The 20,052-nt window shown below is 61.9% G+C and carries 18 protein-coding genes; 6 read left to right on the top strand and 12 right to left on the bottom strand.

Translation table 11 applies throughout. From position 1 onward, the window contains the following. Window positions 1–48: 48 nt before the first annotated feature. Window positions 49–1,479: a cryptochrome/photolyase family protein gene (locus MUU54_RS21135; protein ID WP_247245937.1), complete on the top strand. Its 1,431-nt coding sequence runs from the start codon at window positions 49–51 to the stop codon at window positions 1,477–1,479. Between the two features lie 74 nt (window positions 1,480–1,553). Further along, window positions 1,554–2,114 (top strand): hemerythrin domain-containing protein, encoded by a 561-nt coding sequence (locus MUU54_RS21130; protein WP_247245936.1) that lies wholly within the window; start codon window positions 1,554–1,556, stop codon window positions 2,112–2,114. A gap of 24 nt (window positions 2,115–2,138) precedes the next feature. Here MUU54_RS21130 and pyrG read toward each other — a convergent pair whose 3' ends face one another. From pyrG to MUU54_RS21110, 4 genes are all read right to left on the bottom strand, one after another. Then, entirely contained in the window at window positions 2,139–3,791 is a 1,653-nt protein-coding gene (gene pyrG / locus MUU54_RS21125) for a CTP synthase (protein ID WP_281433424.1), read from the bottom strand. A gap of 111 nt (window positions 3,792–3,902) precedes the next feature. After that, window positions 3,903–4,376 (bottom strand): preprotein translocase subunit SecG, encoded by a 474-nt coding sequence (secG, locus tag MUU54_RS21120; protein WP_247245935.1) that lies wholly within the window; start codon window positions 4,374–4,376, stop codon window positions 3,903–3,905. Between the two features lie 92 nt (window positions 4,377–4,468). Continuing rightward, window positions 4,469–5,239: a triose-phosphate isomerase gene (tpiA, locus tag MUU54_RS21115; protein WP_247245934.1), complete on the bottom strand. Its 771-nt coding sequence runs from the start codon at window positions 5,237–5,239 to the stop codon at window positions 4,469–4,471. 107 nt (window positions 5,240–5,346) lie between these two features. Further along, window positions 5,347–6,234 (bottom strand): alpha/beta hydrolase, encoded by an 888-nt coding sequence (locus tag MUU54_RS21110; RefSeq protein ID WP_376742229.1) that lies wholly within the window; start codon window positions 6,232–6,234, stop codon window positions 5,347–5,349. Window positions 6,235–6,429: 195 nt separating this feature from the next. Here MUU54_RS21110 and parE point away from each other — a divergent pair, with 195 nt between their 5' ends. Continuing rightward, on the top strand, window positions 6,430–8,478 hold the full coding sequence (parE, locus tag MUU54_RS21105) for a DNA topoisomerase IV subunit B (protein ID WP_247245960.1): 2,049 nt from the start codon (window positions 6,430–6,432) through the stop codon (window positions 8,476–8,478). 39 nt (window positions 8,479–8,517) lie between these two features. On the opposite strand, the gene MUU54_RS21100 is transcribed toward parE, so the two are convergent. Further along, window positions 8,518–11,070, bottom strand: a complete 2,553-nt coding sequence (locus MUU54_RS21100; protein ID WP_247245933.1) for an HWE histidine kinase domain-containing protein — start codon at window positions 11,068–11,070, stop codon at window positions 8,518–8,520. Further along, complete coding sequence (locus MUU54_RS21095; RefSeq protein ID WP_247245932.1) at window positions 11,063–11,629, bottom strand: biliverdin-producing heme oxygenase; 567 nt, start codon at window positions 11,627–11,629, stop codon at window positions 11,063–11,065. Before MUU54_RS21095 ends, MUU54_RS21100 begins: the two co-directional genes overlap by 8 nt. A 121-nt stretch (window positions 11,630–11,750) precedes the next feature. On the opposite strand from MUU54_RS21095, the gene MUU54_RS21090 reads away from it, so the two are divergent. Further along, window positions 11,751–12,980: an AI-2E family transporter gene (locus MUU54_RS21090; RefSeq protein ID WP_281433426.1), complete on the top strand. Its 1,230-nt coding sequence runs from the start codon at window positions 11,751–11,753 to the stop codon at window positions 12,978–12,980. On the opposite strand, the gene MUU54_RS21085 is transcribed toward MUU54_RS21090, so the two are convergent. Then, a complete protein-coding gene (locus tag MUU54_RS21085; RefSeq protein ID WP_247245959.1) occupies window positions 12,958–13,419 on the bottom strand; it encodes a GNAT family N-acetyltransferase in 462 nt (153 codons plus the stop codon). The two genes, MUU54_RS21090 and MUU54_RS21085, sit on opposite strands and share 23 nt — an antisense overlap. A gap of 108 nt (window positions 13,420–13,527) precedes the next feature. On the opposite strand from MUU54_RS21085, the gene MUU54_RS21080 reads away from it, so the two are divergent. Continuing rightward, window positions 13,528–13,926: a hypothetical protein gene (locus MUU54_RS21080; protein ID WP_247245930.1), complete on the top strand. Its 399-nt coding sequence runs from the start codon at window positions 13,528–13,530 to the stop codon at window positions 13,924–13,926. Between the two features lie 9 nt (window positions 13,927–13,935). Here the strand turns inward: MUU54_RS21080 and MUU54_RS21075 are convergent, their stop codons facing one another. The 3 genes from MUU54_RS21075 to MUU54_RS21065 form a co-directional block, all read right to left on the bottom strand. Next, window positions 13,936–15,063 carry a DUF2336 domain-containing protein gene (locus MUU54_RS21075; protein ID WP_247245929.1) on the bottom strand — a complete coding sequence of 376 codons (1,128 nt, stop codon included), beginning with the start codon at window positions 15,061–15,063 and terminating at the stop codon, window positions 13,936–13,938. 118 nt (window positions 15,064–15,181) lie between these two features. Then, window positions 15,182–15,790 (bottom strand): flavin reductase family protein, encoded by a 609-nt coding sequence (locus MUU54_RS21070; protein ID WP_247245928.1) that lies wholly within the window; start codon window positions 15,788–15,790, stop codon window positions 15,182–15,184. Then, entirely contained in the window at window positions 15,790–16,377 is a 588-nt protein-coding gene (locus tag MUU54_RS21065; RefSeq protein ID WP_247245927.1) for a nitroreductase family protein, read from the bottom strand. Before MUU54_RS21065 ends, MUU54_RS21070 begins: the two co-directional genes overlap by 1 nt. A gap of 108 nt (window positions 16,378–16,485) precedes the next feature. Between MUU54_RS21065 and MUU54_RS21060 the strand changes: the two genes are divergently transcribed. Further along, entirely contained in the window at window positions 16,486–17,514 is a 1,029-nt protein-coding gene (locus MUU54_RS21060; RefSeq protein WP_247245926.1) for an RgsD C-terminal domain-containing protein, read from the top strand. 33 nt (window positions 17,515–17,547) lie between these two features. Here MUU54_RS21060 and thrS read toward each other — a convergent pair whose 3' ends face one another. Further along, window positions 17,548–19,563 carry a threonine--tRNA ligase gene (gene thrS, locus MUU54_RS21055; protein WP_247245925.1) on the bottom strand — a complete coding sequence of 672 codons (2,016 nt, stop codon included), beginning with the start codon at window positions 19,561–19,563 and terminating at the stop codon, window positions 17,548–17,550. A gap of 140 nt (window positions 19,564–19,703) precedes the next feature. After that, window positions 19,704–20,051, bottom strand: coding sequence for a membrane protein insertion efficiency factor YidD (gene yidD / locus MUU54_RS21050; RefSeq protein WP_247245924.1), 348 nt, complete (start codon window positions 20,049–20,051; stop codon window positions 19,704–19,706). Between the last annotated feature and the right edge of the window lies 1 nt (window position 20,052).

The raw sequence follows: 20,052 nt of genomic DNA, 5'->3' as shown, positions 1-20,052 counted from the left end.
TCTGGCGCGCTGGTACGTAGTCCCTGCAGAACAGCCAGTGGAGCCCTCTTGTCCCAGTCCCCCTCGCCCGTGATCCTGTGGTTTCGTCGGGATCTCCGTCTTTCCGATAACGCAGCTCTGTCAGCCGCTGTGGAAACGGGCGCTCCGCTGATCGCGATCTTCATCCGCGAACCCGCTCCCACGACCGTCATGCCGCTCGGTGCGGCGCAGGCGTGGTGGCTGCATCACTCGCTGACGGCGTTGGCGAATGACCTGAAAGATCGAGGAGCTGATCTCGTGCTCGCCTCCGGTCGCGCAGAGGATGTTCTTGCTGAAGTTGCGAAGGAGACCTGCGCCAGCACCGTCTATTTCAACCGATGCTACGAACGCGACGATATTGATCGGGACATAGCCCGCGACCTGAAGCGTGAGGGAGTTGCAGTGGAGGCGTTCCACGGCCAGCTTCTCCAAGACCCGCAGGTGGTACGCACGGGTGCAGGAAAGCCATTCCGTGTCTTCACGCCATTCTGGAAGGCCATGCAGGCTCTGGGGGAGCCGCGGGATACCGTCGAAGCGCCCAAGACGCTGCCAGGCTTTGCGTTTTCGCCCCGATCAGAGCGGCTTGAAGACTGGGATCTTCTCCCGCACCGGCCGAATTGGGCAGCATCGTTCGAAAACATTTGGCATCCCGGCGAAGCCGGTGCACATGAACGGCTGAGCGACTTCATCGAGAACGGCCTGAGCGATTATAGGGAAGGCCGGGATGTTCCGGCACGTGATGTCACCTCTCGGCTCTCCCCTCACCTCGCCCATGGCGAAATCACGCCGGCCCAGGCCTGGCACGCCACAAGCGGCCTTGCAGGAGTTGATCCGGCACAGGTGACCCATTTCCGCCGCGAACTCGCCTGGCGTGACTTCAGCTATAACCTGCTCGTAACCTTTCCCGATCTTGCCACGCGAAACTGGAACTCGTCGTTCGATGGCTTCCAGTGGTCCTTCGACCGCAAGCACTTCCGCGCCTGGACGAAAGGCCTCACCGGCTATCCGATCGTCGACGCCGGAATGCGCCAGCTCTGGCAGGAGGGCTACATGCACAACCGCGTTCGGATGATCACGGCGTCCTTCCTGATCAAGGACCTGATGATCGACTGGCGCAAGGGCGAGGACTGGTATTGGGATACTTTGGTCGATGCCGATCCGGCCAACAACGCCGCAAGCTGGCAGTGGGTGGCCGGATCTGGCGCAGATGCCTCGCCCTTCTTCCGCATCTTCAACCCGATCCTGCAGGGCGAGAAGTTCGACCCCGACGGAGATTACGTGCGTCGCTATGTTCCGGAACTGGCAAAGCTGAACCGGAAATATGTTCACCGTCCCTTCGAGGCTCCCGAAATGGTGCTGCAGCAGGCTGGCATCGTTCTGGGGCAGACGTACCCCAAGCCAATCGTGGACCATGCGAGCGCGCGGGACCGAGCATTAGCGACCTATCGATCGATCGGATGAGCCACGATCGAGGCAGACGGCTAGGAGCAGAAAGTCTGATCCGCTAGTCCAGGGGCGATGAGGGAGTAGTTGCCATGACCTTCACCATCAACTTTCTGGATGACAGCACACGGCCCAGGGCGCCGAAGATTGAGGATGTGACAGCGGAGCAGAGGCGGCGCGGCCGACGCCTTGCCGCCATCCATGCCGTGCATCTTCGTCAGATGTCGGACGTGAGGAGCATCATCGACGAGGTTGCGCAGGGGTTGCGGTCGGTGAGCGAAGTTACTTACGCTGTGGGTTCGCTGGCGATGAGCAAAAACACCCGCCTTGCCGGAACTATCTGCGGTGAAGAATGCCAGATGCTGACCTTCCACCACACGGCCGAAGATCAGTGGAACTTTCCCGCCCTCACCGGTCACAGTGCCGGTCTGACCCGTGTTGTGGAGCGCCTGGCGGAAGAACATCTCGTCATCCACGCGCTGATAGAACGGCTTGAATCAGCCGCTGCAGAGGCAATCTCAGTACCGACGCCCGCCAGCTTCGACGCGCTCAACGGGAGCTACAATCAGCTCGAGGCGGTGGTGAAATCGCACTTCAGCTATGAGCAGGAAGAGCTCGAAGAGGCGCTGGGTTTCTACGACGTGGACCTGTAGCGCAGCCACAGGTCCACACCGAAATTAAACCAGCCGGCTCTGCTCCAGGGCCGCCTCGATGAAGCTTGCAAACAACGGATGCGGGTCGAGCGGACGGCTCTTCAGTTCCGGATGGTACTGGACCCCGATGAACCAGGGATGATCCGGATATTCGATCGTTTCCGGCAGCAATCCGTCAGGCGACATGCCGGAGAAGACCAGACCGCAGCTCTCCAACTTGTCCTTGTACTCGACATTCACCTCGTAGCGGTGGCGATGGCGTTCGGAGATCGCGGTGGAGCCGTAGATCTCGGCGATCCGCGTTTCCTTCTTCAGTGACGCGTCGTAGGCGCCGAGGCGCATGGTTCCGCCCAGATCGCCGGACGCTGCGCGCTTCTCCAGCGCGTTGCCCTTCACCCATTCCGTCATCAGGCCGACGACGGGTTCCTGTGCCGGACCAAACTCCGTGGAGGAGGCCTTCTCGATGCCGGCGAGATTGCGCGCCGCTTCCAGAACGGCCATCTGCATACCGAAGCAGATACCAAAATATGGCACCTTCCGCTCGCGCGCAAAGCGCGCCGCATTGATCTTGCCCTGAGCGCCCCGCTCGCCAAAACCACCGGGCACGAGAATGCCGTGCACCTTTTCGAGATAGGGCGACGGATCCTCCTTCTCGAAGATCTCCGACTCGATCCACTCGAGCCTCACCTTTACATGGTTCGCGATGCCGCCGTGATGCAGCGCCTCGATCAGCGACTTGTAGGCGTCCTTGAGGCCTGTGTACTTGCCGACGATCGCGATCGTCACCTCGCCTTCCGGCGTATGGATCCGGCTGCAGACCTCTTCCCAGGCATCCAGCCGCGGCTTGGGCGCCGGCTCGATCCCGAAAGCCGCCAGCACCTCCGAGTCGAGGCCTTCCTTGTGGTAGGCCATCGGCACGTCGTAGATGTTGGCGACGTCGAGTGCCTGAATGACGGCAGAGGGACGAACGTTGCAGAAGAGCGAGAGCTTGCGGCGTTCGGCCTCGGGGATCTCACGATCAGCACGAACGAGGAGAATGTCGGGAGCAATCCCGAGCGCCTGCAGCTCCTTGACCGAATGCTGAGTCGGCTTGGTCTTCAGTTCGCCAGCCGCCGGGATGAAGGGCATCAGCGTCAGGTGCAGGTAGACGGCCCCACCGCGCGGCAGCTCGTTGCCGAGCTGGCGGATCGCCTCGACGAAAGGCATTGCCTCGATATCGCCGACGGTGCCGCCGATTTCGCAAATGACGAAGTCGTAGTCGTCATTGCCTTCGACCACGAAATCCTTGATCTCGTTGGTCACGTGCGGAATGACTTGGACGGTCGCGCCGAGATAGTCGCCGCGGCGTTCCTTGTCGATGATGTTCTTGTAGATACGGCCGGTGGTGATGTTGTCGGTCTTGGTCGCCGAGCGTCCGGTGAAGCGCTCGTAGTGACCGAGGTCGAGGTCGGTTTCCGCGCCGTCGTCAGTGACGAAGACTTCGCCGTGCTGCGTCGGGCTCATGGTGCCCGGATCGACATTCAGATAGGGGTCAAGTTTGCGAAGGCGAACCCGATAACCACGGGCCTGCAACAACGCTCCGAGTGCCGCGGCCGCAATTCCTTTTCCGAGGGAAGAAACCACGCCGCCTGTGATGAATACATATCGCGCCATGGGAGTCACCGGATACCTTTTCATGATCGATTCCGCCAGCCCTTTTCTTCACATGCTTGGGGCGGTCCGACGAAATCTGGACAAAAGAAAACCGGCAGGCTTTTGGCCTGCCGGAGAATGTTGCAAAGACCGGGCTTATTGGCCGGTCGGAACGCCCGTCGAATTGGCGGGCGCGGCAGGCGCCGGAGCGGCAGTACCTTGAGCAGGAGCCGCATCCTGAGCCGCGGGTGCGGCGTCGTTCTGTGCAGGCACTTCGCCGCCGGTCGGTACACCGTCATTGGCCGGGGCCTGAGCGGGGGTCTCCGTCTGCGCCGGGCCGAGCGAGTCGAGAATGCCGTTGCCGCTTCCTTGCGTCGCGGGAATGCGGTCGAGGATGTCCGTCGGACGCGACTCATAGCGCGCGAGGATGCCCAGCGTCATGGAGGTGATGAAGAACAGCGTAGCTAGGATGGCTGTGGTGCGCGTCAGTGCATTGGCCGTGCCGCGTGCCGACATGAAGCCGGAGCCGCCGCCGACGCCCAGGCCGCCGCCTTCCGAGCGCTGGATCAGCACCACGCCCACCAGGGCGAGCACGATCATGAGGTGGATGACGATTAAAACGGTTTGCATGGCAAATTCCCTGCCCTGGCGAAGGGCAATAACGGTAAGATTGGCGGCTCTTTACATGAGGCTGAGGCGCATTCCAAGCCCCGGGTGCCGGTTTACCCCATCAGCTCGCGATAGACATCGTAGATGGCAAGGAAATCAACGGCTTTCAAGCTTGCCCCGCCGATCAGCGCCCCGTCGACATTCTCCACCGCCATCAGGTCGCGGGCGTTCGAGGGCTTGACCGAGCCGCCATAGAGAATGCGCATGGCTTGCCCCTCCGCCCCGAACCGGGCTGCGAGTTCGCGGCGCATGAAGGCGTGCGCTTCCGCGACGTCGGCAACGCTCGGCGTCAGGCCCGTGCCGATGGCCCAAACCGGCTCATAAGCCACCACCGTCCGTTCGGCACGTGCACCATCAGGAATCGAGCCTTCGAGCTGCCGCTTCAGCACCTGAAGCGTCTCGCCCCGCTCGCGCTCCTCTTCCGTCTCCCCGACGCAGATGATCGCAGTGAGATCCGCCGCGTTAGCCGTCTCGGTCTTGGCGCGCACAAGCGCATCGCTTTCGCCGTGATCGGCACGCCGCTCTGAATGGCCGACGATCACGTAAGTGCCGAAGCAGTCTGCGATCATCTCGGCGGAAATGTCGCCGGTATGGGCGCCACTTACGTTCTGGTGGCAGTCCTGCGCGCCGAGGGCGAGCGGGCTGTCGGTGCAGATCGCCGTCGCAACGTAAAGCAGGGTCGCCGGCGGGCAGAGCAAGGCGTCCACCTTCTCCGCCAGTTCGCCCTTCACCCCCTCGCTAATCGCTTTGATCTGATCGAGCGATGAGCGGGTGCCGTTCATCTTCCAGTTTCCCGCCACCAGTGGCCGCACGTCGGGGGTCATCTCCTTCTCCTTCCCTTGGGGACTTGTGTCCGCATCTTGTTGTTGGGCCCTGTTCTAGCGTTGCAGCCGACAAAAGCCATGAAAATCGGCGGCGGCGCCCGCAAGCCTTATCCTGCCGTCAGCAGGAAGTTGATCAGCTTGCGCCAGTCGGTCATGCGGATCGGCGTGCCGTGCCCACCCGTGTTGAACACGGTCATCCGAACCGGATAGCCCGCCGCCTGCAGCTTGCGATAGACGCCCGTCTGCTCCTCCGCCGGATACACGCTGTCGGCGCTGCCGTGGGAGAGATAGAGCGGCAGACGGCGCTTGGCCGCAGGTGTCGTCAGGAAGCCCGGATCCGGCGGCCCGCCCAGAACCGAAAGGCCTGAAAGATAATGGACAGCCTCGCGATTGCGGGCGATGTGGGAGCAGACCATTCCCCCCATGGAGGCACAGGCCAGCAGGACCGGCCGGCCGCGTGACTGTTCAAACGCGTGACGGATCAGGAGCGCGATCTCCTCGGCACCGCTTTCGTCAAAGGAGGTGACGCTTGGGGCATAGTAGGTTCCGCCGTTCATCACGGCGAGGTTCTTGAGCCGATTGAAGTTGCCGCCGAAGCTGTAGTCGTTTGCGCCAAGGCGCCTGTCTCCGCCGCGGCCGTGAACGAAGATCACCGTGAAGGCGGCGTTCTTCTCCTTGCCGACCCGAGTCACTTCGATCAGCCGCCCGCCGAGCTGCAGCGTCTCATTCTCCTGGTATTGCTTTACGCCCGTCGAGACGTAACTCGACTTTACCCGCCGTTCCGGCACCTGGTCGCGCTCATTGATGTCGCGCAGCTCCTGGTAGTCGATCACTTCATAGGCGCCACCATCGGCGCTCTCCAAAACGGGGAAGCGGGAGAACAGGGCGTCCTTGTAAGGCTTGAGCGGCCCTTGCTGCGCAAAGGCTGGAGCGCCGGACAAAGCCGCCATGACGATCGCAAAAGCTGTGGCTAATGCAAAATGAACTGTGGACATGGCCCTCTCCGGCTGCCTGATCATGCATTGGCGCCTTGCCATTCGGCGACAGGCGCCGCATTGCTGCCTGAGCACCGTTTCCCTGGCGCATCGCGAAAAAGCCAGCTTTCTGGCAGAATTGCCGGTGATTCGAAATAGCGTGAGATGGCGATGGCATCACCTTCAGCCCCTCGACAGGTAGTACCGACTGACCCGATGGATGACAACAACGACCTTTTCGCCGATCTGCCGACAGCCACGCCCATAGCGCTGGACGCCGACAAGGGAACGGACACGCCCCCGCCGCCGGCAGCTCAACCGCGTCCGGCGACGTCCGCAGATGATTACGGCGCCTCCTCGATCCGAGTCCTGGAGGGGCTGGAGCCGGTCCGCATGCGTCCGGGCATGTATATCGGCGGCACGGACGAGAAGGCGCTCCACCACCTGTTTGCCGAAGTCATCGACAACTCTATGGATGAAGCGGTCGCGGGTCATGCCAACTTCATCGAAGTGCATCTGGACACCGAAGGCTTCCTGACCGTCACGGATAACGGCCGCGGCATCCCCGTGGAAAACCACCCGCAGGTCCCGGGCAAGTCGACGCTGGAAGTGATCATGACCAAGCTGCATGCCGGCGGCAAGTTTGACGGTAAGGCCTACGAGACCTCGGGCGGTCTGCACGGCGTCGGCGTCTCGGTCGTCAACGCGCTTTCCGATCTCCTCGAGGTCGAGGTTGCCCGCGACCGCAAGCTCTATCGCCAGCGCTTCTCGCGCGGCGTTCCGCAAGGGGGGCTGGAGGAACTGGGGCCGGTTCACAACCGCCGTGGCACGCGCGTCCGTTTCCATCCCGACCCGCAGATCTTCGGCGACCACGCGAGGTTCGACGCAGGTCGCATCTTCCGCATGGCCCGCTCCAAGGCCTACCTGTTCGGCGGCGTTGAAATCCGCTGGTCGTGCGATCCCGGCGTGGTCGTGGTTGGGGGAGAAATCCCGGAGAAAGCCGTTTTCCATTTCCCGGGCGGCCTGAAGGATTATCTGTCCGCGACGCTCGGCAAGGACTTTACCGTGACCCGCGAGATCTTCGCCGGCCGCACGGAAAAGACCGGCGGTCACGGTGCGCTCGAGTGGGCTGTAACCTGGTATGGCGGCGACCCGCAGATCCATTCCTATTGTAACACCATTCCGACACCCGAAGGCGGCACGCACGAGGCCGGCCTTCGCATTGCGCTCACAAAGGGTTTGAAGAGCTACGCGGAGCTCACCCAGAACAAGCGCGCGGCCCAGATCACGACGGACGATGTGATGATCTCCGCCGTCGGCATGCTCTCCGTCTTTATTCGGGAGCCGGAATTCGTCGGCCAGACCAAGGACAAGCTGGCGACCGTCGAGGCCCAGCGCATCGTCGAAAATGCGCTTCGTGACCCCTTCGACCACTATCTCGCGGGTAACCCGGCTGAAGCGGCAAAGCTCCTTGATTGGGTGATCGAACGCGCCGAGGAGCGCCTTCGCCGCCGCAAGGAGAAGGAAGTCAACCGGAAGACGGCCGTGCGCAAGCTGCGCCTGCCCGGCAAACTAGCAGACTGCTCGCAAAACACGGCAGAAGGCGCCGAGCTCTTCATCGTGGAAGGCGACTCGGCCGGTGGGTCGGCAAAACAAGGCCGCAATCGCGCCAACCAGGCGATCCTGCCTTTGCGCGGCAAGATCCTCAACGTCGGCAGCGCCAGCCGCGAAAAGCTCTCCGCCAACCAGCAGATCGCCGATCTCATCCAGGCGCTCGGGTGCGGAACGCGGACCAAGTACCGCGAAGAGGATCTCCGCTACGAACGCGTGATCATCATGACCGATGCGGACGTCGACGGGGCGCACATCGCATCGCTGCTGATCACCTTCTTCTACCAGGAGATGCCGGAGCTCATCCGCGGCAACCATCTCTACCTCGCCGTGCCTCCGCTCTACGTCATCCGCCAAGGTGCCAAGACCGTTTATGCAAGGGACGATGCCCACCGGGCTGAGCTGATGGAGACGGTTTTCAAGGGCAAGAAGGTCGAGATCGGCCGGTTCAAGGGTCTTGGCGAAATGATGCCGGCGCAGCTCAAGGAGACCACCATGGATCCCGCCAAGCGCACGCTTCTGCGCGTGGCGATCGACGAGGTGGACTTCGAGGGTACCCGGGAGGCGGTCGACAACCTGATGGGCACGAAGCCAGAAGCTCGCTTCCGCTTCATCCAGGAACGCGCCGCCTTCGCCGACAACCTCGACATCTGAGAACCGTCTGCGGCGACTGTCGCCGCAAGCGGCTGACGCTTAGTCCACGCGTGTTTGAGCCAGTAGGCGCGCTATCGCGCGGATGAGCGCCGACGCTTCGTAAGGCTTGCGCAGAACGGGTACGTCGATGTGATCGGGTATCGTGGCGCGATCGCTATAGCCGGTCGCGAAGACGAACGGGATGCCTCTGCGAAGCAGTTCGTGCGCCACCGGAACTGATGTCCCTGTACCTAGGTTCACGTCGAGGATGGCGATGTTGGGCGCGAAGTGCTCCAGTTTTCGCAAGGCCTCAGCGACGGACGGACTCGTGGTGACCTTCTTTAGTCCGTATTCCGCCAGGATCGTTTCCACGTCGGCAGCGATCAACATCTGATCTTCCACAAGCAGAAGCTCAACCTCCGAGAAGTCCGACTTTTCCTGATCGCCCTCGTCCAACGCAGATTCGATCAATTGCCGTTCTTCGTCTTCGCCGCCAGCCTGAATATGAGTGGACGGGATGCAGAAATATCCACGCAGGCCGGCTTCGTCATAGTCGATCCGGCTCTTGCCACCGAGTTCGTAGGAAACGCTGCGGCCAATCAGGACGCTGCCGAACCCACTGCGGACGGGTGCCGTTACGGGCGGACCGCCGTTCTCCTCCCACCGGATCTCGCAATCGGCCGTATCGCTCCTGCTCCAGCGGACGGAGAGATCACCGCCCGAGCGCGAAAGCCCGCCGTACTTGGCGGCATTGGTCGCCATCTCGTGCAGCACGAGCGCCATGACGGAGAAGGATCGTGCATCCAGCCAGATCGGCGGCCCCTGCAGGACGATTCGCCGGTCGCCTGCCTGATATGGCTGCAGCTCCGCATGGAGGAGATCGCGCAGCATGCCGCCGTCCCCGCTCCGGACAATCTGGTCATGCGCCAGCGAAAGCGCCTGAACCCTGCCCTTCAGGGACTCGATGTAGCTCTCGATATCCTGTCCCGGGTCAACCGGGCTGCCGATCAGCGACTTGATGACCGACAGGATGTTCTTGACCCGGTGATTGAGCTCCTCGTTGAGCATCCTCTGGCGCACGTCCGCCTTGCCGCGCTCATCGGCGATCAGCTCGTTGTGGTGCAGGACGATCTCGACAAGCACGGCACGGATGGCGTCGGCAACCTCCAGGTCACCGTCTGACCAAGGCTGCGCCTGATCACTGACAGTCTCCTTCCAGACCGCGAAGCTTTTGCGCGGCGTCAGGCGGTCCCCGAGTGGGCCGCTCTCATAGGCTTTTTCCGGGTTGCCGGCCCAGTCCAGCGTCTGGACGAGTTCGCGGCGGAAGAAGAAGAGGTAATCTCGCGACCTTTGCGACAAGGGAACCGCTATCACCCCGCAGGTTCCTTCGGCGGATGCACGGGAGGTTGGGAGATCCACCGAAAGGTGATGTGTCTCCCACACCCGACCGCCAGCCTTTTCCGCCAGCAGTTCCGCAAGTTCCGCGGCCCCTTCTTTAGACGGCGCGCTTCCTGCGGCCGTCCAGACGCCTGAAAGCCAGAGCCCTACCCCGTCCGACGGCAACATCGCGCTGAGTTCGTCCAGTGACTGCCGCAATAGCTCGCGGATGTCGGAGTGATGGGCCGCGGCCTGCAAGAAGCGGTCCAGAGCGCTGCGAACCTCCCGGTTCTTCTCAGCAATCTCCTTCTGCTTCAGTGCGCTCAGATGCAGAGAGAAAAACTCGCCGAACGTCTCTGCCGCTACACGTTGCGGCATAGAAAGCGCCTTCCGCGAATAGTGGTGACAGGCAATCAGCCCCCATAGTTCTCCGTCGACCACGATCGAGATCGACATGGAGGCCGAGACGCCCATGTTGCGCAGATATTCGCAGTGGATGGGGGATACGCTGCGCAAATGCGCGAAAGAAAGGTCAAGCGGCGCGCCCGCCTCATCGAGGGCAGGAACGATCGCCACCCGCGGATTGTCGGCATCCGAGATGACCCGGATGGTGTTCATCAGGTACAGAATACGGGCCTGCTGGGGAATGTCGGTTGCCGGAAAGTGCTGCCCTTTGAAGCTTTCCAGATCGCGGCGCTTGTGCTCGCTGATCACCTTGCCCGAACCATCCTTGTCCAGGCGGTAGATCATTACCCGGTCGTAACCGAGCAGCGCGTGGATGAGACGGCTGGAACGCTCGACCAGCTGGTCGACGGATCGGATGTTGCGGATCCTGCTGATGAGCATGCGCGCCGCTTCGAGCGGCTGGTCCGTGTCCCCCGAAACAGGCTCAAATTCGAGGATCGCATTTGCTTCATAGGCATGGATAGACACGTCGAAACGCTGGCCCGACGGGAGGATCACCCCGTGACGGAGCGCCGGCCGTGCCGGATCGGAGGAGGTCGCGATTGCGTTTCGCAGCGTATGCGCCACTTCCGGTCCCAGGGCCTCATCCAGCCGCATACCATTGATGTCTTGGGGCAGGCCCAGCATCTGTGGCGCATTCGTGGAGTGGCGCACAATTCCGGAACCGGCTGCGTCACACGCAATCAGGCAGCCGTGCGGCTGAATGCTTCCGGGCACATGAATCGGCTCACGATCGCAGTTGGTCAGATCCACGGTCTTCGTATCAGGCATGGTCACCGCCTTCGAATGCACGCTCGACCGCCACGAACGTGGCTTCGGAGGCGGCGACTGTGCGATCGAGATCGAGTACAGGCGCAGATTCCAGCAGTTCCAGAAGGCGCTTCCAGCGCTCCACCGACCGAGCTTGTGCCGCCAGATGGCGGGCGCCGAAGGTATCCGACAAGCCGAGCGTCTGCGCGCGCCGGAAGAGAACGCGGGCACCGAGTGAGGAGCCTTCGACGACATAGAGCGTCCCGAGCAGGCTTTCGAAGTCCGACGCGAGAAGTGGCTCAGGCTGCGCAAGATTGATCGGCGGGGGAGTGACGCCGAGATCGTCCATGTCCTGACGCATGAGGTCAGTGAGGCGATCCGAAGCCGCCCAGAGCCCAAACTGCTCCGGCCAGTGCAGCCCATTCATCCTCGCGTCGAGCGATGCACGGAAAATGTAGCTTCCGCGCAAGTAGCGGCGATAATTTTCGAGGCTATCGAACGATCCAACGGTCGCTTCGACCTTTGCGTGGGATGAAGAAGTCCGATCCCGCACAAGGAACCGACGCGCTGAAGATGTCATCGAAAGATTTCGGTCTGTTTGAATTTCATCATAATTATCGCATAGGTCATATTGGGCAAGGCGCGCACTGCATTTTAAGGCCGTTGGCGGTTATCTTGTGCTTTATAGCGCCACGCGCCACATGCTGGCCATCAACGGAGTTGTGATCACCGTGAACGGATCTTCAAGATCGAAAGACGGCCCCCGCTGGCTCGGACCGGTCGCACATAGCCGGGCGGCGCTTATACCACCGATCTCCGCTGCGCGCTGGCTCCTGGTCCTAATCGTCATCGCCAGCATCTACTTCTTCCACGGCTTCGTCGTTCCCGTTTTGGCCGCGCTGGTCATCGGCTTTGCCAGTTGGCCGCTCTATCGCAGGATGCTGCAACACATCGGTGGCAATACGACGATCGGCGCCACCCTAGCCATCATCTTCATCATCGCCTTCCTGGTCGTACCGATCGGCATTGCGGTCTCCTACACCATAGGCGAGGTCCGCGAGTGGGTGGCCTGGATCCTCGAGGTCAATCGCAACGGCGAAGCCGTTCCGACCTGGATCACCGCGTTGCCTGGCGTCGGCGACTGGCTGGGCGAGCAGTGGGACCGGTACATTGGCGCTCCCGGAGCAGTCGGGGAGCTCATCCAGATTGTCAGTGGCGCCAATATCGGCAACATCTACCGCGCGGTGATTGCCGCCGGCGACGGCGCATTCCATCTCGTCCTGACGCTGCTGTTCATGCTGATCGCCCTTTTCTTTGTCTATCGTGACGGCGCGTCCTTCACCGCACAGATCGACCTTCTCGGTGAGCGTATTCTGCCGACGCGATGGGAGAGGATTTCCCGCGTCGTACCGGCCACAATCAGCTCCACAGTGACGGGTATGACGTTGATCGCGATTGGCGAAGGCATCGTGCTTGGGATCGCCTACTGGATCGCGGGCGTCCCCTCGCCCGTTACGCTTGGCGTTCTGACCGGCGTCATGGCGTTGATCCCGGGCGGTGCGCCGCTTTCCTTCACGCTCGTCTCCATCTATCTCGTTGCCAGTGGCTCCTACTTCGCCGGAGCAGCCCTCTTTATCTGGGGATCCGTCGAGCTTTTCATCGTCGACAAGACGATCCGCCCGAGACTGGTGGGCGGCCCGATCAAGCTGCCCTTCCTGCCGACCTTCTTCGGCCTGGTGGGCGGGGTAAAGACGATGGGTTTCCTTGGCCTGTTCATCGGCCCGGTGCTGATGGCCCTGGTCGTCTCGATCTGGCGGGAATGGATCCGCGAAGTCCGGCTGGCGGACTCGACCGAGATCGCCTCCGCCGACCTCGCGACGGAGGAACTGGATCAGCCAGCGCCGGTGATCAGGAAAGCCTCTTCTCCATGAAGAGGCTCAAAGGGTCGGTCCTGTAGCTACCGAAGGGCGGGATTTCGGTGAACCCGTAGGATCGGTAGAGACCGATGGCTTCTGGCTGATGGATGCCTGTCTCGAGCCGGATCGCACCAAGTCGAGCGTCCAGACCGGCCCCGATCAGCGCTTCCAGCAGCAGCTTGCCCACCTTGAGACCGCGCGCAGTTGGGTCGACGAACATCCGCTTGATCTCAGCCGTACCGTCACCGGCGTCAATGAGCGCACAGCAGCCAACGATGTCGCCGTCTCGCCGTGCCACAATGAACCGCACGGTCGGCTTCTCAAGCGCCTCGAGGTCGACCAGATGATTGCTTTCCGCCGGATAAAGAGAAGCAGCATAGGCGTCCGATAGCGCAAGCAGCCGGAGGACCTGCGGTTGCCGCGGTGGCTCGAAGGCGATGGTGACGTTCATAATCCTGCTCCAGTGGCGTTCCCACGCCATAGCGCAGGTTCGGGGGCGGTGAAAGCCGCCGTTTTTGCGTCACGATTATCGTGAAGATCAGGTTCAACAGGGGACGGCAACATGAATCCGGCAATCATCATTCTCACCATCCTGGGCTGCGACGACAGCGGCACGGAATGTCACTACGTTGCGACTTCCGAAAAGCGTTGGCCGAGCGTGGAGATATGCAGCGCCAATTCAGACGGCGAGCTCGCTAGCTATTCCAACGCCCCCTATCCCGTGATCATTGCAGTGTGTCAGACGCCGCAGGAGACGGAGGTGGTCTCCATCGATAAGCCGGAGTCGCCTCAGCTACCGCCTGCTGTCGAAGTCACGGAGGATGGGGAGCGTAGTCTTGCGGGGCGCGCGATCGCCCGGGTCAAGGCGGTGCTTCCGACGACGGAGGGTGTGCGCACGCTGATGCAGAAGCCGGTCAGGCTGGTCGAGGAGAGTTATTCCTGGGTTGCCCGCAAGTTCTGATCCCGCCGCTCATGCGGCGAGCGTTGCATCCTCGGCATAGATCCGAGCAAGTGCCCTGACTTCTCGCCGCTGCAGCTTCTCCACCAGGTTCAGCAGTTGCGACACCGGCGCCTCTGCATCGGCAGGGCGGCGGCAGCTGGCCAGAAGCTGCGAGCAGAACTTGTCTGCAGTCGTCAGTTCGTCGGCACCCCGCCAGATCAGGGTCGCCTCGACGAAGACCATGGCGACGTCGCGCGTCAGGCCGGCCGATTCGAAGAGCGCGCGAACCGCGTGCATGCGCCCGGAAGCAAGGAGCGCATGCACGCGCCGTTCTTCCAGCCTCGAGAGTCTCACCAGGGCTGACGAAAAGAATGCAATCCTGCCGGTGCACAGGGCGTGCATCAACAGGGCCGGGGTCAGCTTTCCGTTTGAACGCAACTGCTCGATCAGCTTTTCGCTATCGACCGCCGGCAGATCTCCGGCGATTTCCATGAGGGCGGTTTCGCAGGCCTCGGATTTCAGCCGCTCCAGCCTATTCTGCGGCAGCACCGTCCGCGCAAGCTGCCAGCCCGTAAGCGCTGCGCTCACCTGTTCAACAAGGTGCTGGCGCGCATCGGCAGGCAGATCGGGGCGCTCCAGCAGCCAGCGCCGGATTGACGCGCAGTGGCCAAAACGCACGGCGATACGTCCCAACGACCTCCGTGCGATGTCGGCATTCGGGTTCTCCAGCAAGAGGAGCAGGGTTCCCTCGTCGCCCACTTCCGCAAGGGCGGCGCTGACGGCGCGGGTGACTTTGCTGCGTGCGGCAATCAGGCCCGCAGTGAGCGAACCATTGCTGGCGGCCAAATCGACCAGATCCGGCTCGGTGAGGACAGGCGATCGGGCAATCACGGTACATGCGATTTCGGCCTGATCTTCGGCAAGAGCCAGTATCACAGCACGCGGCGCCTGCGGCGAGTCGGCAAGCGCCTCCGCCATGGCCAGCCTGACCTGCGGAGCGGAATCGTTGAGGAGATGGCACATCGCCATGAGCGCCGCCTGCCGCTGCTCCGCCTCCAGATCCGGCCGAAGGTAAGCTCTCGCCAATGCGCCGGCAGCCTTGGCCCTATCGCTGGCACGCGCGGTTTCGACCCAACGAAGAAATGCCTGTATGATCACAACGAAACCCCGGCTGGCGGATGGCGCCACCTGAAACACTCACAGTTATCAGGTTAGGGGCAAAACGTTTAAGTTTGGTTCACCATGTTTGCTAACGAGGCGGTTGACGACTGAAGGCCTAGCCACCGTTCGGCCTCGTCAGCTGAAACACGTCCGTGCCGCCGTCGCTGAAGTCGCGATAACCCATCCGGGCGATCGGCCGTAGCAGGTTCATGTCGATGCGCTCGTCGCGGATGACGGACTCGCTGATATGGATACCGACGACTTGCCCGAAGACCATAAAGGAGGCCGCCCTGCCGCCGTCCAATGTCTTCGGCTGGATGAGGTCGGTTACTCGGCATTCTAGCACGGCATGCGCTTCCGCCACATAGGGCGCGTCGACGAGTTCCCCGCGCTTCGGCGTGACCCCCGCAATGGCGAACTCGTCGGTGCCATATGGGACGGAGATGGAGGACGCATTCACCTGCTCGGCGAGATCGCGGCTGGCGAGGCTGGCCGTGAAGACGCCGGTTTCTTCAGCGTTGCGGAGGCTGTCCTTGCGCCCGCTGGACGAAAACATGACGATCTTGGGATCATCCGACACAACGTTGAAGAAAGAGTAGGGGGACAGGTTGATCGACGCGTCCCTCCCCTTCGTGCCGATCCAGCCGATTGGCCGCGGCGCAACGATGGCCTTGAACGGATCGTGCTGCATGCGATGGCGGTTGGTGTCGGTGGTGTAGAACATCAGCCCTTGGCCTCGCCCGCATAGGTGACGATCTGTGACAGCTCGGGTCGCGGACGATCGGGCACAGGGAAATCGCTTGAGCCAATATGGATGAACCCGGCAATCTTTTCTTCCGGCTTCAGCCCGAGTGCGGCGAGCGCATCCGCGTCATAGGCGATCCATTCGGTCCGCCAGTTGGCGACGTAGCCGTGGGCGTTTGCTGCAATCAGCAGGTTGAGGCAGACTGCGCCTGCAGAGAGCACCTGCTCCCACTCTGGGATCTTCACATGTGGCGCTGCCGTGCTGACCACTGCCACAACCAGTGGGGCTCTCGTGAAACGGGTCAGCTCCGCATCGCGCGCTGCGTCCGTCATTTTCCCCGACGCCTTCTCCGTGATCTGCAGGAATGTCTTTCCCAGTGTCCGGCAAACATCGCCGCGGTAGACAATGAAGCGCCACGGCGCCAGCTTCCCGTGATCGGGCACGCGCGATGCAAAGGTCAGAATCGAGTTGAGCTCCTCAGCGCTCGGGCCCGGCTCGCTCATCTGCGCCACCGGGGTGGAATGCCGCTCACGCAGGTAATCAACGAGTTTCATGTCGTTTTGCATACTTGAGTCTTCCTTCACGGGGAGATTGGGCGGGAAAGCCTTGAATTCGCCTTGGCTTTGGTCTTCAAGTGAGCGTTACAAATTAAAGAGTCAACCGGTTCTCCAGAGATGACAGGCATATCCATCGCTGTGCGCACGGCCCTTGCTGCGGCCCTGGTCTTTGGACCCGCGCAGGGTGCTTGGGCGCAAAGTGACGCGTTCAAGAGCTTCAAGCAGCTCGACAGCACCGCGAAGATGCCGAAGCTCAATGCGTTCTCCGCACCGCTTGGTGAACAGTCCGGCAGCCTCGCCAAGGATGTGGCTCTTGAGGCCAAGCTGACGGCAGCGGACGACGAAGCGGTTGAGGAGGGTCTTACCTGGCGTGTATTCAGCCCAATCTCGGGCGAGGATGGCAAGCTGCCGTTGGTCGCAAGTTCTGAAGGAGGCGACGCGTCCTTCCAACTGGCTCCCGGCGACTATTTCGTTAACGTCGCCTTCGGTCGTGCAGGGGTGACCAAGAAGCTGACCATTCCTGCTGACGGTGCGGTCGAGAAACAGGTCCTCGTGCTGGACGCAGGTGGTGTCGTGCTTGATGCGACCGCCGGCTCCGATGAGCCGATCCCGGACAAGCAGCTGAGCTTCTCGGTCTATTCCTCGGAGGTTCGCGAAGACGGTGAGCGTGGACTGGTGATTGCCGGCGTGAAGCCAAAGACGATCGTCCGCCTCAACGCCGGCACCTATCACGTCGTCTCCGAATACGGCGACGTAAACGCCGTCGTGCGCGCCGACATTCAGGTCGAGGCTGGCAAGCTGATCGAGGCGACGCTGCAGCACCGCGCAGCCCAGGTCACACTCAAGCTCGTCTCCCAGCCGGGTGGTGAAGCGATCGCCGATACCGCCTGGTCGGTGCTGACCGCAGCAGGCGACATCGTGAATGAAAGCGTCAGCGCCTTCTCCACCATGGTGCTTGCGGAGGGCGACTATCTCGCCGTCGCACGCAACAAGGACAAGATCTATCAGCGCGCCTTTAACGTGAAGGCGGCAGAGAATATGGATGTCGAGGTGATGATGAAGGATCAGCCGGCGAACATGGACTTGTTCTCCGGGGCCGAACTGCGGGACGGAGGAGCGATCTCAAGTTCCGACGTCCTTGAGTGAAAAACGCCCGCTACTTGAGCGAGCGTTTTCGTTTCAGGCGGCCTTGCGAGCCGTTGCCTTGCGCAGCAGGTCCGGCGGGGTCGCCTCGAGCTTGAGGCACGCGACTGCTTCGTTGAGCGACATCGACGTCTGCGCCTGCGAACCGAGCCGGCGGATGTTGACCGAGCGCTCCTCGGCCTCCTTCTTGCCGCAGACGATAATCACCGGAACCTTGGTCACCGAGTGCTCGCGGATCTTGTAGTTGATCTTCTCGTTGCGGAAGTCGGTTTCCACATAGAGCCCGGCGTCTCGCAGCGCTTCGGCGACTTCACGACCGTAGTCGTCGGCATCGGAGGTGATGGTGGCCACCACCACCTGCTGCGGTGCGAACCACAGCGGCATGTGACCGGCGAAGTTCTCGATCAAAATGCCGAGGAAGCGCTCCATGGAGCCACAGATGGCCCGGTGGATCATCACCGGCTGGCGCTTTTCCGAGTTCTGATCAATGTAGAAGGCACCGAAGCGATCAGGCAGGTTGAAGTCCACCTGCGTTGTCCCGCACTGCCATTCGCGGCCGATCGCGTCCTTCAGGGTATACTCGAACTTTGGCCCGTAAAAGGCCCCCTCGCCCGGAAGAATACCGGTCTTGATGCGGCCTTCCGACTGCGCCTCGATCGTCTTCAGCACGTCCGTCATGATCGTCTCGGCGCGATCCCAGAGATCGTCCGAACCCACCCGCTTTTCCGGCCGCGTCGAAAGCTTGACGACGATCTCTTTAAAGCCGAAGTCGTCATAGACCGAGAGGATCAGGTCGTTGATCCGAAGGCATTCCGCCGCCAGCTGCTCGTCGGTGCAGAAGACATGCGCATCGTCCTGCGTAAAGCCGCGGACGCGCATCAGGCCATGCAGCGCGCCCGAAGGCTCGTAACGATGGACGTTGCCAAATTCGGCAAGGCGGATCGGCAGGTCTCGATAGGACTTCAGGCCGTGCTTGAAGATCTGCACATGGCCCGGGCAGTTCATCGGCTTCAGCGCAAAGACTCGCTGGTCTGCCTCTTCGTCATCGGGATGGGTGAAGGCATGGGCGGATTTCACCGCGAACATGTTCTCCTGGTACCACCCCCAGTGACCGGACGTCTCCCACAGAGCCTTGTCGAGCACCTGCGGCGCGTTGACCTCTTCATAGACGCCCGCCAGACGGCGGCGCATGTAGGCCGTTAGGGTCTGGAACATGCGCCAGCCCTTGCCGTGCCAGAAGACGACGCCAGGGCCTTCTTCCTGGAAATGGAACAGATCCATTTCGCGGCCGAGCTTGCGGTGGTCGCGCTTCTCCGCTTCCTCCAGGAGGTGAAGGTAGGCGTCGAGCTCTTCCTGCGTTGCCCAGGCCGTGCCGTAGATCCGCGTCAGCATCGGCTTGGTCGCGTCACCCCGCCAATAGGCGCCGGCAACCTTCATCAGCTTGAACGCGGTGCCAACCTGTCCGGTGGAGGCCATGTGCGGACCGCGGCAAAGGTCGAACCATTCGCCCTGGCGGTAGATCTTGAGATCCTGACCTTCCGGGATCGCGTCGACCAGCTCGACCTTGTAAGCCTCGCCTTTGTCGGCGAACACGTCCCGCGCCTTTTCGCGCGACCAGACTTCCTTGCTGAAGGCCGCGTTTTTCTGGATGATCTCCTTCATCTTCTTTTCGATCTTCGGCAGATCGTCAGGCGTGAAAGGCCAGTCCTCGCGGGTGTCCGGATGGACGCGCTTGAAATCGTAATAGAAGCCGTTCTCGATCACCGGGCCGATTGTCACCTGCGTGCCAGGCCAAAGGTCCTGGACGGCCTCGGCCATGACGTGGGCGGCATCGTGACGGATGAGTTCCAACGCGCGGGGATCGGTGCGGGTGACGATCTCAATCCGGCCGTCAAAAACGGGGTCGGAGAGATCGCGCAACTCACCGTCGAGCGCAATGGCAACTGCCTTCTTGGCGAGCGACTTCGAAATCGACTCGGCCACAGCAAGACCGGTCGTACCCTGGTCGAAAGCGCGGACGGAACCATCCGGAAATGTAAGGGAAACGGACATGTCGTATGCTCCTGATCCAGTCCCGCCAACGAATGCGGGTGGTGGTGGTTTTGGGATGGTCGGCGATTCGCCGACGGGTCAGCCAGATACCGGCTTTTAGAGTTTGAGTAAAGGCTGCGGCCTTGGTGGATCTTGCTGCCTCAGCCGCTCGACCAGTAGCGCCACGGCAGGAGCCAGTGTTGCCTATCGCCCAGCCTTTCCGGCACAGGGTCGAGACCGGAGGTGCCGCCGGGACCGCAGCGGCCGACGCGAAAGAGCGTCATCCACCCGCCTGCCCATATGCCATGGCGGGCAATCGCCTCGTATCCATACTCAGAGCAAGTCGGAATATGGCGGCAGGAGTTGCCGATGAAACCGGAGAGCGTCAGCTGGTAGAGGCGAATGATCCCCATGCCGAAGATCCGCCCGGGTGTCTTGCGGAACGGACCGCTCCAGTTTCTTGATGCAGAAGCCTTCCGTTCGTGGCGGCAGTCGGGGGCGGAGCACATG

Origin of the sequence: Pseudorhizobium tarimense (genome assembly GCF_022968135.1) — a bacterium.
Lineage (GTDB): Bacteria > Pseudomonadota > Alphaproteobacteria > Rhizobiales > Rhizobiaceae > Neorhizobium > Neorhizobium tarimense.
Note: the sequence above shows the minus strand (reverse complement) of the source record. Positions and strands in the feature narration are given on the sequence as shown.